The organism is Pseudonocardia lacus, from assembly GCF_018531445.1.
Lineage (GTDB): Bacteria > Actinomycetota > Actinomycetes > Mycobacteriales > Pseudonocardiaceae > Pseudonocardia > Pseudonocardia lacus.
In genome coordinates, this window is record NZ_JAHDTH010000225.1 from 1 (window position 1) to 12821 (window position 12821).

A 12821-nucleotide genomic window follows, 5' to 3' on the forward strand; every position below is an offset into this window, starting at 1 on the left:
CGAACAGCTCGCCCGGCGCCCGGCTGGTGCGCCGCCCGCTCGACGTGGGCACCTCGGGCAGCGGGTCGCGCACGCCACCGCCGCGCGGGGCGCGGGTGGGCCCGGGCGACGGGGCCGCGGGGCCCGGCGAGGGCCGGTGCTCGGTGTCGTACTCGGCCGGGGAGGTCGGTGTGACGGCCGACGGGGGCGTCTCGGCGTCCGGGTCGACGTACCGGTCGACGTACTGGTCGGAGCCGTACCCGGTGTCGTAGTCGGCGTCGTACCGGTCGGGCACCGGGCTCATCGGGGCGCGCGGGCTGCGCAGGTCGGCGCGGGCCTCGTGCAACGCCTGCGTCTCGTCGGGCAGGGGCGCCCCGCTGGTCGGCTGCGCAAGCGGGTCGGTGGGGCGCTCGCCGTTCAGGGTGCCGCCGTCGTGCTCCGGGAGGTCGAGCTCTAGCTCGGCGTCCATCTCGTCGGCGTACGGGTCGTCGTCGGAGTAGGGGTCGGGATCGGGCGCCGGCGGCTCGACGGGGGCGATGTAGGGCCGCGGCGCGCGGGCGGGCGGGGGCGCACCCCAGCGCTCGCGCACGTAGCGACCCACCGAGCCGTCCGGGTAGTCCCGGTCGCCTCCGTAATCACGCTCCGTCATCGACACTTCCCGCTCAACCCGCCATCTCGACCGTTCGTCCCGGACACTGAAGCCGACGGTAGTCGCGCGGCTCCTTCTCGTCGAGATGTGCGGCCATCTCGGCGCCTTCGGTCACACTCAACCAAGGCCAGCGTAGGAGTGCAGACCCGCCACCACCATGTTGATGAAGAACAAGTTGAAGATCATCACCGCGAAGCCGAGGACGTTGATCCAGGCCGCCGCCCCGGTGCGCCACCCGGCGGTCGCCCTGGCGTGCAGGTAGGCCGCGTAGACGACCCACGCGACGAAGGCCACGGTCTCCTTCGGGTCCCAGCCCCAGAACCGGCCCCACGCCGCCTCGGCCCAGATCGCGCCGGCGATGATGGCGAACGTGTAGAGCGGGAACGCGATGATCGTCGTGCGGTAGGCGATCCGGTCGAGCGCGGGCGCCGAGGGCAGCCGGTCGAGCACCGCGTTGCTGCGGCCCGTGCGGCGCACCAGGTACAGGGCGCTGGCCACGCCGGGCACCAGCAGCAGCCCGGAGGACACCGCGATCGTCGTGACGTGGATCGACAGCCAGTACGACTGCAGCGCCGGCACCACCGGACCGGCCGGCACATGGAGCACGGTGCCGGCCAGGAACTGCAGCAGCAGCACCGGCAGCAGCACGAACAGCCCGAGCGGGCGGCTGGCCGGCGAGCGCCGCAGCAGCACCAGCCAGGTGACCACCGCGGCCACGCAGATCGCCGAGGTGAACTCGTACATGTTGCCCAGCGGCCAGCGCTGCGCCGCCACTCCGCGGGTGATGAGCGAGGCCAGGTGCAGCCCCGCCCCCAGCACGGTCAGCGCGACGGCCATCCGGCCCAGGCGCTCGGCGGTGTCGCGGCGCGGGCGGGCGTCCGGCCCGTCGGCCGGCGGGGCGTCGTCCGATCCGGCGGCACCGGCCCCGACCAGGGCGACCCGCTCCGAACGCCGGCGGGAGTACTCGCCGCCGTGCAGCACCATCGCCAGGACGTACACGACGACCGCGCCGAAGAACAGGCGGTCGCTGTAGAGGGCGAGTTCGGCCAGCATCAGCTCTCCTCGTTGTCGGCCGTCGCGGCCACCTTCGCATCCAGCAGGTCCGCCCGCAGGCGGTCGAACTCCTCGCCGTAGCCGGCGCGGTCGGTGCGGGCCAGCCCGCCGATCTCGACGACCGTGCGGGCGGGACCGTCGTCGTCGGGGACGGGCGTGAGCCGGGCCCAGAACCGCCGCCTGCGCACGCTCAGCGACGCCCCCAGCCCGGCCAGCAGCACGACGGCGAACACCAGCACGCCGAACTGCCCGGGGTCGTGGCTGACCTGCAGCGAGACGAAGCTGCGCACGCCGTCGAAGGTGACCACGGTGCCGTCGTCGAGGGTGACCGACTGCCCGGGCACCAGGTTGGCGCGCGCCACCCGGACCAGCTCGCCGGAGTCGATCTTCGACTGGTCGACCTGGAAGATGGACTGGCCGCGGCCGTCGTCCAGGCCCAGGTCGCCGCGCAGCACGTCGACGGCCACCTCGGGGTTGCGCAGGTCGGGGAAGACCGAGGTCACGACGTCACCGCCGGAGCTGGTCGGGGCGAACAGGCCGGTGACCGCCAGCTGGCGCGTGCGCCGCTGCTCGTCGTCGGTGACGCCGGGCGGCTCGAACTTCGTCGCCCCCTCCGACAGCAGGGTGGACTGGTCGACCGGGCGCCACTGGATCTCGCCGGTGCGCTGCTGGCCGTCCGGGTAGGTGACGGTGAACCGCGGCGCGTAGCCCTGGCCCAGCAGGTAGACCCGGGAGCCGTCGACGCGCAGCGGGTGGTTGATCGCCAGCGTGTAGGGCCGCCAGCTGTCGGTGCGCCCGGCGGCCAGGTCGTCCGCGGTCTGGTAGCCCAGCCACGCGGTGAACGAGCTGGGCTGGCCGGTGTGCTCGTACTCGGCGCGGAAGTCGTCGACCCGGATGCAGAACGGCTCCAGGTCGGTGCCGTCGACGCGCAGGCCGGCGCGGAACGAGTCGTAGCCCAGGATGCCGGTGTTGCAGAACTGGCCACCGCCGGAGAGCACGATGACCTGGCCCTCGTAGCCGAACAGCTTGCCGACCGCGAACATCACCAGCAGCCCGATCAGGCTGAGGTGGAACACCAGGTTGCCGGCCTCGCGCAGGTAGCCCTTCTCGGCCGAGAAGCTGCGCCCCGCGGCGTCGCCGGAGCCCTCCGACCGCTCGGCGAGCCGCCAGCCGCGCAGCCGGCCGCGGACGAGCGCGGCCGCCTCGTCGAGCCCGATCGGCAGCTCGGCCGAGCCGTGGTGGGGCAGCCGGGACAGGTTGCGCGGCACCGCGACCGGGGCGGCGCGCAGCGCGCGGGCGTGCTCGACGGTGCGCGGCAGCACGCAGCCCACCAGGGACACCATGAGCAGCAGGTAGACCGCGGCGAACCAGGGCGCGGCGAAGACGTCGAAGAAGCCCAGCGCGTCGAGCACCGGCGCGATCGACGGGTTGTCGGCGAAGTACCGCTCGACCAGGTCCTGGTTGAGCGAGCGCTGCGGCAGCAGGGCGCCCGGCAGCGCGGCCAGGGCCAGCAGGAACAGCAGGACCAGCGCCGTGCGCATGGACGTGAGCCCGCGCCAGGTGTTGCGCAGCAGGGCGACGCCGCCCCCGCGCGGGGGCTCCTCGGCGGTCGCCGGGCGGGGTGGGGCCTCGGTGGACACGATCAGCTCGCCACCCTCGTCACAGCACCGGGGTGAAGCCGGCCACGGACACCTGCAGCTTGGCCAGCAGCCCGCCCCACACGCCGGTGAGCAGCAGCAGGCCCACCGCGACGAGCAGCGCGCCGCCGGCGACCTGGATGGCCCGGGTGTGGCGGCGCAGCCAACCCAGCGCCCGCACCGCCCGCGACGCGCCCAGCGCGATCAGCACGAACGGCAGGCCGAGCCCGGCGCAGTAGGCCAGCGTCAGCACGACGCCGCGCAGCGAGCCGCCGCCCGTTCCGGCGGCCACGGCGACGACCCCGGCCAGCGTCGGGCCGATGCACGGCACCCAGCCCAGCCCGAAGACCGCGCCGAGCAGCGGCGCGCCCCAGACCCCGGCCCGGGGCACCCAGTGCACCCGGCGCTCGTACTGCAGGACGGGGATGAGCCCGACGAACGCCAGCCCCATCGCGATCATCACGACGCCGCCGACCCGCTGCAGCACGGCCTCGTTGGCGACCAGCGCGTCGGCCAGCCACACCACGCCGACCAGCACGGCCCCGAAGACGACGGTGAACCCAGCGACGAACAGCAGCGCGGCGCCCGCCACCCGCCAGCGCCCCGAGCGCTCCCGCTCCGCCTCCGCCGCCGTGGCGGGCGGCGTGTCCGCACCGACGATCCCGGCCAGGTAGGCGAGGTAGCCGGGGACCAGCGGGACCACGCACGGGGACGCGAAGCTGACCGCTCCGGCCGCCACCGCCACCACGGCCGCGACCAGCAGCGGTCCGGAGACCGCGAGGGTGGTCGAAGGGTCCATCACCGGTCAGCGTATGCCCCGGTGGCGGCGGTGCGCGCGGCGGGTTCTACAACTCGTAGCAGAAGATCACGGCGCCCTGCGGCGCGGCGGTGCAGGGTCGTCCGCGCAGAGCCTCGTGCGCTCTCGCAGCGCGGGATATGGCCGCGCTCGTGCCGCGGGATTGGACGAGAGCCGCGCTCGTGCCGCGGCTGCCCGCGAAGCGTCGCGTTCTCGCAGCCCGCCGGCGGGCCGCGAGAACGATGCCCACGCTGCGAGGGCCGCAACCCGGGCCGAGTGGCCGGCTCTACGGTTCGGCCTTCAGGCGTTCGACCAGCGGGATCAGTTCGGAGGGGCGGATCTGCAGCAGGTCGACCGCGGCGACGCGGTGGCGCTTGTCCAGCACCAGCGTCGAGGGGACGGCGTTGCGGGGGTAGCCGCTCAGCGCCACCAGCGTCCGGCCGGGGTTGTCGTAGATCGAGTCGTAGGTGACGGCCCGGTCGCGCAGGAAGTCGGTGGCGGCCTGGCGATCGTCGCGCAGGTCGATGCCGAGCACGGCGGCACCGGTCTGCTCGGCGACGAACTGCAGGTCGGGGACCTCCTCGCGGCACGGCCCGCACCACGATCCCCACAGGTTGAGCACCACGACCCGGCCGGCGTAGTCGTCCAGGCCGACGGTCTCGCCCGGCCGCAGCAGGCTGTCGCCGGAGATCCCGGTGACCGTGCCGCGCGACTCCGGCGGGTCGTAGGTGATGAACGTCTTCCCGCCCGGCGCGACGAACGCGAACTCGGTGCCGCCGGCCACCGCCTCCTGCGTCCCCGAGCAGCCGGCGAGCAGCGCCAGCACCGCGAGCGCCCCGCCCAGCACCCGTCGAGAACGAAGTTGTCGTGATCGAAAAGGCTTCTGGATCACAGCAAGTTCGTTCTCGACGGGTCGTCGGCCCAGGCGGTGGCAGGTTCGGTGTAGCGGATCTCGGTGAGCGCGGACCCGGTGAACACCAGCGACGTCAACGAGGCCAGGCCGCACTGGCGGTTGCGCGGGTCGTGCCACAGCCGCTGACCGCTGACCGACCGGCGCAGCGTCCAGATCGGCAGCTGGTGCGACACGCACAGCGCCTCGTGGCCCTCCGCCGCGACGCGGGCCCGCTCCACCGCGGCCCGCATGCGCCGGGCGATCTCCGCGTACGGCTCGCCCCACGACGGGCGGAACGGGTTGCGCAGCCACGGCCAGTACCGGGGGTTGCGCAACGCGCCGTCGCCGGGCGATGTGCGCATGCCCTCGAACCGGTTGGCCGACTCGATGAGGTCGTCGTCGACGCCCACCGGCAGGCCGTGCGCCTCCGCCGCGGGCGCCGCCGTCTCCTGGGCCCGCTGCAGCGGAGAGGCGATCACCGCGACCAGGTCGTTGTCGGCCAGCGCCTTGGCCACCAGCCCGGCCTGCTCGCGGCCGCGGTCGGAGAGCCGGAAGTTCGGCAGCCGGCCGTAGAGCACGCCCGTCGGGTTGTGCACCTCGCCGTGGCGCAGCAGGTGCACGACGGTGCGCGTGGGCTCGACGGTCATTGCGCGGCCTCGGCCGGGGCCATCGCGGTGGCCGCGGCGCGGGCCGCCGCGGGCAGCGCGTCCGCGATGACCTCCCACGTCTCGTCGGTGAACGCGGCCGAGACGAACCACGCCTCGTACGCGCTCGGCGGCGGGTACACCCCGCGCTCGAGCATCGCGTGGAAGAACGCCGGGAAGCGCCAGGTCTGCGCCGCCTGCGCGCCCGCGTAGTCGACGACCTCGTCGGAGGTGAAGAAGACCGACAGCAGGTTGCCGGCGAACTGCACCCGGTGCGGCACGCCCTCCGCCTCCAGCGCCCGGTGCACCAGGTCGCCCAGGCGGGCGGCGTTGGCGTCGAGCGCCGCGTAGACGGCGTCGTCGGCGGCCCGCAGTGTGGCCAGGCCGGCGGCCACCGCGACCGGGTTCCCCGACAGCGTGCCGGCCTGGTAGACCGGCCCGGCCGGGGCCAGGTGGCCCATGTGGGCGGCGGACCCGCCGAACGCGGCCGCCGGCAGCCCACCGGACATCACCTTGCCGAACGTGTACAGATCGCCCGCCACGCCGTCGAGCCCGTGCCAGCCCGACGCCGACACGCGGAAGCCGGTCATCACCTCGTCGACGACGAGCAGGGCGCCATGGGCGTGGCACACCTCGCGCAGGCCGGCGTTGAACCCCGGCACCGGGGCGATCGCGCCCATGTTCCCGGCCGCCGCCTCGGTGATCACGCAGGCGATCTCGGAGCCGCGCTCGGCGAAGACCGCGCGCACGGCGTCCAGGTCGTTGTAGGGCAGCACCACGGTGTCGGCGGCCTGCGCGCCGGTCACCCCAGGGCTGGTCGGCAGGCCCAGCGTCGCCACGCCGGAGCCCGCCTGGGCCAGCAGCGCGTCGACGTGGCCGTGGTAGCAACCAGCGAACTTGACCACGACCTTGCGCCCGGTGATGCCCCTGGCCAGCCGGATCGCGCTCATCGTCGCCTCGGTGCCGGAGTTGACCAGGCGCACCTGCTCGACCGGGGCCACCCGGGAGATGATCTCCTCGGCCAGCTCCAGCTCGGCCTCCGTCGGCGCGCCGAACGACAGGCCGCCGACCGCGGCCGACCGCACCGCGTCGACGACGGCCGGGTGCGCGTGCCCGAGGATCATCGGACCCCACGAGCAGACCAGGTCGGCGTAGCGGTTGCCGTCGGCGTCGGTGAGCCACGGCCCGCTGGCCGAGGCCATGAACCGGGGGGTGCCCCCGACCGCCTGGAACGCCCGGACCGGCGAGTTGACCCCGCCCGGGATCACCGAGCGGGCCCGGTCGAACAGCTTCTGCGAGGTGTCGGTCGCGGGGGGGATCGGCGTGCTGGCCACGCACCCAGTCTTACAGCGCGACGCGCGCGGCGGTGGCGTCGGGGGAACCCGGCGCCGCGGCGGATCAGCGGCGACGGCTCGCGAAGTACTGCTGGGCGGGGGCCAGGAACAGCAGGACCGTGCCGACGACCGAGGCGGCCAGGACCGCGATGCTCAACCCCGAGCCGCCCGCGCCCGCCCCCTGGACCAGCCCGGCCAGCAGCAGCAGGCCGAACCCGACGGTCAGCACGGCGACGACGATGCGGGCCCAGTTGCGGCCGGTGAACGCCAGCACGGCGAACAGGATGTAGAGGGCCGCGATCGCCGCGACCACCCCGCCGGCCCCCCGGATGATCGACAGGATCTGCTCCGGGGTGATCCCGGCCGCGGCCAGCTGGCCGGTCGGGTCGATCGTCGGGAGCAGGTCGACGATCTCCTGCACCTGGATCGGGACGACCAGGAACACGAGCCCACCGGCCAGGAACGGCAGCGCGCTCAGCACCAGCAGCACGAGCGAGAGCACCATCAGCCCCGGCCGCCGCACGGGCTGCTGCACCCCGGCGCCGCCCGTGCCCGCGGGGGGCTGGTTGGCGTACGGGTTGTAGACGAAGGGCTCCTGCTTCGCGTAGGGCTCCTGCTGCCCGTAGGCCGGTGACGACCCGTACCGACCCGGGTCGGACGGGCCCCGGTAGGCACCGGGACCGGCGTACGGGTTGTCGCCCTGGTACGGCTGGTTGCCGCCCTGCCCTGGGTTGCTCACCGTGCCCACGCTACCGGCGCCCGGTGTCGTTCACGACACCGTTCGGCCTCGGTTGCCCGACGGCGTCAGCGCCGGTCGCGCTCCGCGCCCTCGACGACCGCCTTGACCAGCTCCAGGCCCACCTTCAGCAGCCCGGCGAAGAACGCGATGAAGACCACGCCCAGCAGCAGCGCCAGGATCCCGTAGCCGGCGTCGATCCGGAAGGTGTTGTACACCTCGCTGATCGTCGTGGCGACGAGGTAGACCAGCCCGAGGATGTAGACCACCGGCAGCATCGCGCCGGTGAAGAACGTGGCGAACTTGAAGTCGAACAGGCCGGAGAAGAAGCTCTGGCCCTGCTGCTGGAACTGGCCGCCACCGCCGTAGCCACCGCCGGGCGGGCCCTGCGGCGGGCTGCCGGGGGGCGGGCCCCAGGCACCGGGGGGCGGCTGCTGGCCGTAGCCGCTGCCGTACGGCGGCGGACCGCCCTGCCCGCCGTAACCGCCGGGGGGCTGGGAGCGGTCGCCGGGCGCACCGGGGTCATAGGACATGGGAAGACCTCCTGATCAACGGTGCGTGATGCTATACGCCACCAGGGCCGGACGGCGGAGGCGGATCCCCCCGCCGCATTGCGACCGTGTCACGAACCGACGTCAAAGAGTACGGGCGACTTCGGTCGCCCAGTACGTCAGCACGATTTCCGCACCCGCACGGCGGATACCCGTCAACGTTTCCCGGATCGCCCGGTCGCGCTCGATCCACCCGTTCGCGGCCGCCGCCTCCACCATCGCGTACTCGCCGGAGACCTGGTAGGCCGCCACGGGGACGTCGGAGGCCTCGGCCACCGCCCGCAGCACGTCGAGATAGGCCATGGCCGGCTTGACCATCACCAGGTCGGCGCCCTCGTCCAGGTCGAGGGCGAGCTCCCGCAACGCCTCGCGGACATTCGCGCCGTCCTGCTGGTAGGTCTTGCGGTCGCCCTGCAGCGACGACTCCACCGCCTCCCGGAAAGGCCCGTAGAACGCCGACGTGTACTTCGCGGTGTAGGCCAGAATTCCGGTGTCGGTGTGGCCCGCCGCGTCCAGCGCCTGCCGGATCACGCCGACCTGGCCGTCCATCATCCCGCTCGGACCGAGCAGGTGCGCCCCCGCCTCGGCCTGCGCCACCGCCATGTCCGCGTAGACCGCCAGGGTGGCGTCGTTGTCGACCCGACCGCGCTCGTCGAGCACGCCGCAGTGGCCGTGGTCGGTGAACTCGTCGAGGCAGGTGTCCGCCATGATCACCGTGTCGTCGCCGACCTCGGCCCGCAGGTCGCGCAGGGCCGTGTTGAGCACGCCGTCCGGGTCGACGCCCGCGCTGCCGGTGGCGTCCTTGCGCTCGGGCACCCCGAACACCATCAACCCGCCGACCCCCGCCGCCACCGCCTCCACCGCGGCCTTGCGGAGCGACTCGCGGGAGTGCTGGACAACGCCGGGCATCGAGGCGATCGGGACCGGCTCGGTCGCGCCCTCCTTGACGAACAGCGGCAGCACCAGGTGGCGGGGCCGCAGGTCGGTCTCGGCGACGAGGCGGCGCATGGCGGCCGTGGTGCGGAGGCGGCGTGGACGCTGAACGGGGAAGCCCATCACCCCAGGCTACGACCCTCCGCACGCGCTCCCACCCGCGCGGCCCCAGAGTTCAGGAAAGCCACGATGCTGCCCTCTGAGGGCAGCATCGTGGCTTTCCTGAACCGGAGGCCGGGGGCCCGCACGCACCCCCGCGGGGTCAGCGGCGGCGGGCCTTGGCCTTGCGCGGGGGCGGCAGGGCGCCCTCCGCGCGCAGCCGGGCGGCGTGCGCCGCGAGGGCGTCGACCAGGGCGGGGACGCGCGCCTCGGAGGGCTGGACGTCGACGCGCAGGCCGAACTCGCGGGCCGTCTCGGCGGTCTGCGGGCCGATGCACGCCACGATCGTGCGCGCGTGCGGCTTGCCGGCGATGCCGACCAGGTTGCGCACCGTCGACGACGAGGTGAAGCACACCGCGTCGAAGCCGCCGGTCTTGATGGCCTCGCGGATCGGTGCGGGCGGCGGGGCCGCGCGGACGGTGCGGTAGGCCGTCACGTCGTCGATCTCCCAGCCGCGCTCGCGCAGGCCGGCGGCGAGGGTCTCGGTGGCGATGTCGGCGCGGGGCAGCAGGACGCGGTCGACCGGGTCGAGGATGTCGTCGTGCGGCGGGAAGATCCGCAGCAGGCCCTCGGAGGAGGACTCCTGGCCCTCGTCGATGTCGGGGACGAGCTCGGGGACGATCCCGAAGGCGCGCACCTTCTCCGCGGTCGCCGCGCCCACGCAGGCGATCTTGACGCCGGAGAACGCGCGGGCGTCGAGCCCGAACTCGGCGAACTTCTCCCACACCGCGCGCACCGCGTTGGTGGAGGTGAACACGACCCACTGGTAGCGGCCGTCGACGAGGCCCTTGACCGCGCGCTCCATCTGGGTGGGCGAGCGGGGCGGCTCCACGGCGATCGTGGGCACCTCCTCGGCGGAGGCGCCGTGCACGGCGAGGCGATCGGTCATGGCGCCCGCCTGGTCCTTGGTGCGCGGCACCAGGACCCGCCACCCGTAGAGGGCGCGCGACTCCCACCAGGACAGGGACGGTCGCAGGCCGACCTCCTCGCCCACGGTGACGACCAGCGGGCCGTCCAGGTCGCCGGCGTCGCCGGCCAGCCCGGCCAGGGTGGTCTGCACGGTGCGCTGGGTGGTGACCGTGCCGTTCGCGGTGACCGCGGCGGGGGTCTGCGCGGCCACGCCGTTCTCGGTGAGGGCGGCGGCGACCTCGGCCAGGTGGGCGGCCGTCGCGTGCAGCACCAGGGTGCCGGGGGCGGCGGACAGGCGGGCCCAGTCGATGCCGGCGCGGACATCGGCCTCGATGTGGGCCGAGCCCAGCGGCACGCCGGCGTAGGCGGGCACGGCGGTGCCGGCGGCGACGCCCGGGACGACGTCGAACGCCACGTCGCCGCCCGCGACGGCGACGGCCTCGGCCACCACCGAGTCGGTGGTGAGCGGGTCGCCGCTGACCAGGCGGGTGACGGCGCGCCCGCCGCGGGCCTCGCTGAGCAGCTCGGCGGCCACGTCCGACGGCTCGCCGACGGCGGTGCGGATCTCCGCGCCGTCGGCGATCAGCGCCAGGATCGGTTGCGGGACGTCCTGGTCGGCGATCACCAGCGGGGCCGCGGCGAGGACGTCGCGGGCGCGCACGGTGAGCAGGCCGGGGTCGCCGGGGCCGCTGCCGACGAAGGCGATCCGGCCGGGGGCGACCGAGCGGTCGGCCGCCACGGCCGGCGCGGGCGGGGTCGCCGTGGTCGCCTGCTCCGCGGGCGCCGCGCCGGGGGGCGCGGGCGCCTCCTGGGTGGGCGATGGTGCTCGGTTCATCTCGGGTTCTCCAGATCCTGCTGTTCTCCGGGGGCCGCCAGGCCCCCCATGTCGAGCAGCTCGGCGGCGAGCGCCGCACCGAGCTTCTCGGCGGTGTCCAGGTCGCCGGTCGCGGAGGCGCGCAGCAGCCCCCCGCCGGTCGTGCCGATCACGGCCCGCAACGACACCCGGTCGACCGGGTGCCCCTCCTCGTCGTCGGGCCCGTACTCCCAGTCCGACACCACGTCCGCCAGCGCGGCGACCGGGGCGCTGCAGCCCGCCTCCAGGGTGGCGAGCACGGCCCGCTCGGCCTGGACCGCGGCCCGGGTGAAGGGGTCGTCCAGCACGGTGGCGAGCTCGCGGGCCAGCGCGAGGTCGTCGTCGCCGGTCCCGGCCCGGCATTCCACGGCCAGCGCGCCCTGGGCCGGGGCGGGCAGCACCTGCAGCGGGTCGAGCAGCTCGGTGGCCTCGTCGACGCGCCCGAGCCTGCGCAGCCCGGCCGCGGCCACCACCACGGCGTCCAGCTCGCCGTTGCGCACCTTCGCGATCCGCGTGTCGACGTTGCCGCGGATCGCCACCACCTGCAGGCCGAGTCCCAGCGCTTCGAGCTGAGCCTTGCGCCGGGGGGAACCGGTGCCGACGGTGGACCCGGCCGGCAGCTCGCCGAGCACCAACCCGTCGCGGGCGACCAGCGCGTCGCGCGGGTCCTCCCGGACGGGCACCGCGGCGAGGGTGAGCCGCGGGTCGGGAGCGGTGGGGAGGTCCTTGTAGGAGTGCACGGCGACGTCGACGTCGCCGCGGGCCAGCGCGTCGCGCAGCGCCGAGACGAACACCCCGACGCCGAGCTCGGCGACCGGCGCCGAGGACCGGTCGCCGTGCGTGCTGACCTCGACCAGCTCGCAGGGCCGGCCGGCGGCGCGGAGCCGGTCGGCGATCCGGCCGCTCTGGGCCATCGCCAGCGCGCTCGGCCGGGTGCCGATGCGCAACGGCGCCGGCGTCGTTTCGGCGGGCTTCATCTGCGGTCCTCCTCGCGCTCGGTGCGCGCTTCCAGCGCACCGAGGACGTCCCCGCTGCGCGGCACGGCGACCGCGGCGGGGGTCTGCGGGTCGAGTTCGAACAGCGCGCGCAGCGCGGCGGCGTAGCTGTCGCCGTCCGGGCCCTCGGCGAGCCGCTTGATCTGCACCGTCGGCGTGTGCAGCAGCTTGTCGACGACGCGGCGCACGGTGCGCGTGAACTCGTCGCGGACACCGCCGTCCAGGTCGGGGAGCTTGGCGTCCAGGCGGAGCAGCTCCCCGTCGATGACCTCGGCGGCGCGCCTGCGCAGCGCGGTGACGGTGGGGGTGACGGCGGCGGAGCGCTGCGCGGCCAGGTAGGCCTGGGCCTCCTCGGAGACCAGGTCCTGGGCCGCGGTGACGGCGGCGCCGCCGACCCCGCCGGAGAGCTTGGCCTGCAGGGTGGCCAGGTCGATCACGGTGACACCGGGCAGCTCGGCGGCGGCCGGGTCGACGTCGCGGGGCAGCCCCAGGTCGCAGACGGCCAGCGGGCGCCCGCCGCGGGCGGCCACGGCGGCGGCCACGCTGTCGACGTCGACGACGGTGCCGATCGACCCCGTGCAGACGACGGCGACGTCGGCCGCGGCCAGCGCCTCGGGCAGGGCGTCGAGCCCGGCCGAGCGGGCGGGGGTGCCGTCGGCTGCGGTGATCTCGGCGAGCCGGGCGCCGCGGGCGGCGGTGCG

At 74.9% G+C, this 12821-nt stretch carries 12 protein-coding genes and 1 pseudogene; all 13 read right to left on the minus strand.

Annotated features, from left to right (window positions below):
- Positions 1-628: pseudogene (locus KIK08_RS32690) on the minus strand (hypothetical protein); the annotation flags it as partial.
- Positions 629-745: 117 nt separating this feature from the next.
- Complete coding sequence (gene ccsB, locus KIK08_RS32695; protein ID WP_214407182.1) at positions 746-1681, minus strand: c-type cytochrome biogenesis protein CcsB; 936 nt, start codon at positions 1679-1681, stop codon at positions 746-748.
- Entirely contained in the window at positions 1681-3321 is a 1641-nt protein-coding gene (gene resB / locus KIK08_RS32700; RefSeq protein WP_308258035.1) for a cytochrome c biogenesis protein ResB, read from the minus strand. Before resB ends, ccsB begins: the two co-directional genes overlap by 1 nt.
- Before the next feature lie 19 nt (positions 3322-3340).
- Entirely contained in the window at positions 3341-4117 is a 777-nt protein-coding gene (locus tag KIK08_RS32705) for a cytochrome c biogenesis CcdA family protein (protein WP_214407183.1), read from the minus strand.
- 283 nt (positions 4118-4400) lie between these two features.
- On the minus strand, positions 4401-4961 hold the full coding sequence (locus tag KIK08_RS32710) for a TlpA family protein disulfide reductase (RefSeq protein ID WP_214407184.1): 561 nt from the start codon (positions 4959-4961) through the stop codon (positions 4401-4403).
- A 41-nt stretch (positions 4962-5002) separates the two neighbouring features.
- Positions 5003-5653 (minus strand): histidine phosphatase family protein, encoded by a 651-nt coding sequence (locus tag KIK08_RS32715; protein ID WP_214407185.1) that lies wholly within the window; start codon positions 5651-5653, stop codon positions 5003-5005.
- Entirely contained in the window at positions 5650-6984 is a 1335-nt protein-coding gene (gene hemL / locus KIK08_RS32720; protein ID WP_434056942.1) for a glutamate-1-semialdehyde 2,1-aminomutase, read from the minus strand. Before hemL ends, KIK08_RS32715 begins: the two co-directional genes overlap by 4 nt.
- Before the next feature lie 64 nt (positions 6985-7048).
- Positions 7049-7723 (minus strand): hypothetical protein, encoded by a 675-nt coding sequence (locus KIK08_RS32725; protein WP_214407186.1) that lies wholly within the window; start codon positions 7721-7723, stop codon positions 7049-7051.
- 65 nt (positions 7724-7788) lie between these two features.
- On the minus strand, positions 7789-8253 hold the full coding sequence (locus tag KIK08_RS32730) for a DUF4282 domain-containing protein (RefSeq protein ID WP_214407187.1): 465 nt from the start codon (positions 8251-8253) through the stop codon (positions 7789-7791).
- A gap of 102 nt (positions 8254-8355) precedes the next feature.
- Positions 8356-9327 carry a porphobilinogen synthase gene (gene hemB, locus KIK08_RS32735; RefSeq protein ID WP_214407188.1) on the minus strand — a complete coding sequence of 324 codons (972 nt, stop codon included), beginning with the start codon at positions 9325-9327 and terminating at the stop codon, positions 8356-8358.
- Positions 9328-9466: 139 nt separating this feature from the next.
- The gene (locus KIK08_RS32740; protein ID WP_214407189.1) at positions 9467-11107 is read right to left on the minus strand and encodes a bifunctional uroporphyrinogen-III C-methyltransferase/uroporphyrinogen-III synthase; all 1641 of its coding nucleotides are present in this window, start codon (positions 11105-11107) and stop codon (positions 9467-9469) included.
- Positions 11104-12102 (minus strand): hydroxymethylbilane synthase, encoded by a 999-nt coding sequence (gene hemC / locus KIK08_RS32745; protein ID WP_214407190.1) that lies wholly within the window; start codon positions 12100-12102, stop codon positions 11104-11106. The genes KIK08_RS32740 and hemC overlap by 4 nt, the downstream gene beginning before the upstream one ends.
- On the minus strand, positions 12099-12821 hold a 723-nt coding region (locus KIK08_RS32750), incomplete at its 5' end, for a glutamyl-tRNA reductase (RefSeq protein WP_491063192.1). The genes hemC and KIK08_RS32750, both read right to left, overlap by 4 nt.

What these genes read in the sequence shown, in the direction of transcription:
- ccsB (WP_214407182.1), bottom strand. Translation starts at nt 1,681, where the DNA reads ATGCTGGCCGAACTCGCCCTCTACAGCGACCGCCTGTTCTTCGGCGCG.
- KIK08_RS32705 (WP_214407183.1), bottom strand. Translation starts at nt 4,117, where the DNA reads ATGGACCCTTCGACCACCCTCGCGGTCTCCGGACCGCTGCTGGTCGCG.
- KIK08_RS32715 (WP_214407185.1), bottom strand. Translation starts at nt 5,653, where the DNA reads ATGACCGTCGAGCCCACGCGCACCGTCGTGCACCTGCTGCGCCACGGC.
- KIK08_RS32730 (WP_214407187.1), bottom strand. Translation starts at nt 8,253, where the DNA reads ATGTCCTATGACCCCGGTGCGCCCGGCGACCGCTCCCAGCCCCCCGGC.
- hemB (WP_214407188.1), bottom strand. Translation starts at nt 9,327, where the DNA reads ATGGGCTTCCCCGTTCAGCGTCCACGCCGCCTCCGCACCACGGCCGCC.
- KIK08_RS32740 (WP_214407189.1), bottom strand. Translation starts at nt 11,107, where the DNA reads ATGAACCGAGCACCATCGCCCACCCAGGAGGCGCCCGCGCCCCCCGGC.
- hemC (WP_214407190.1), bottom strand. Translation starts at nt 12,102, where the DNA reads ATGAAGCCCGCCGAAACGACGCCGGCGCCGTTGCGCATCGGCACCCGG.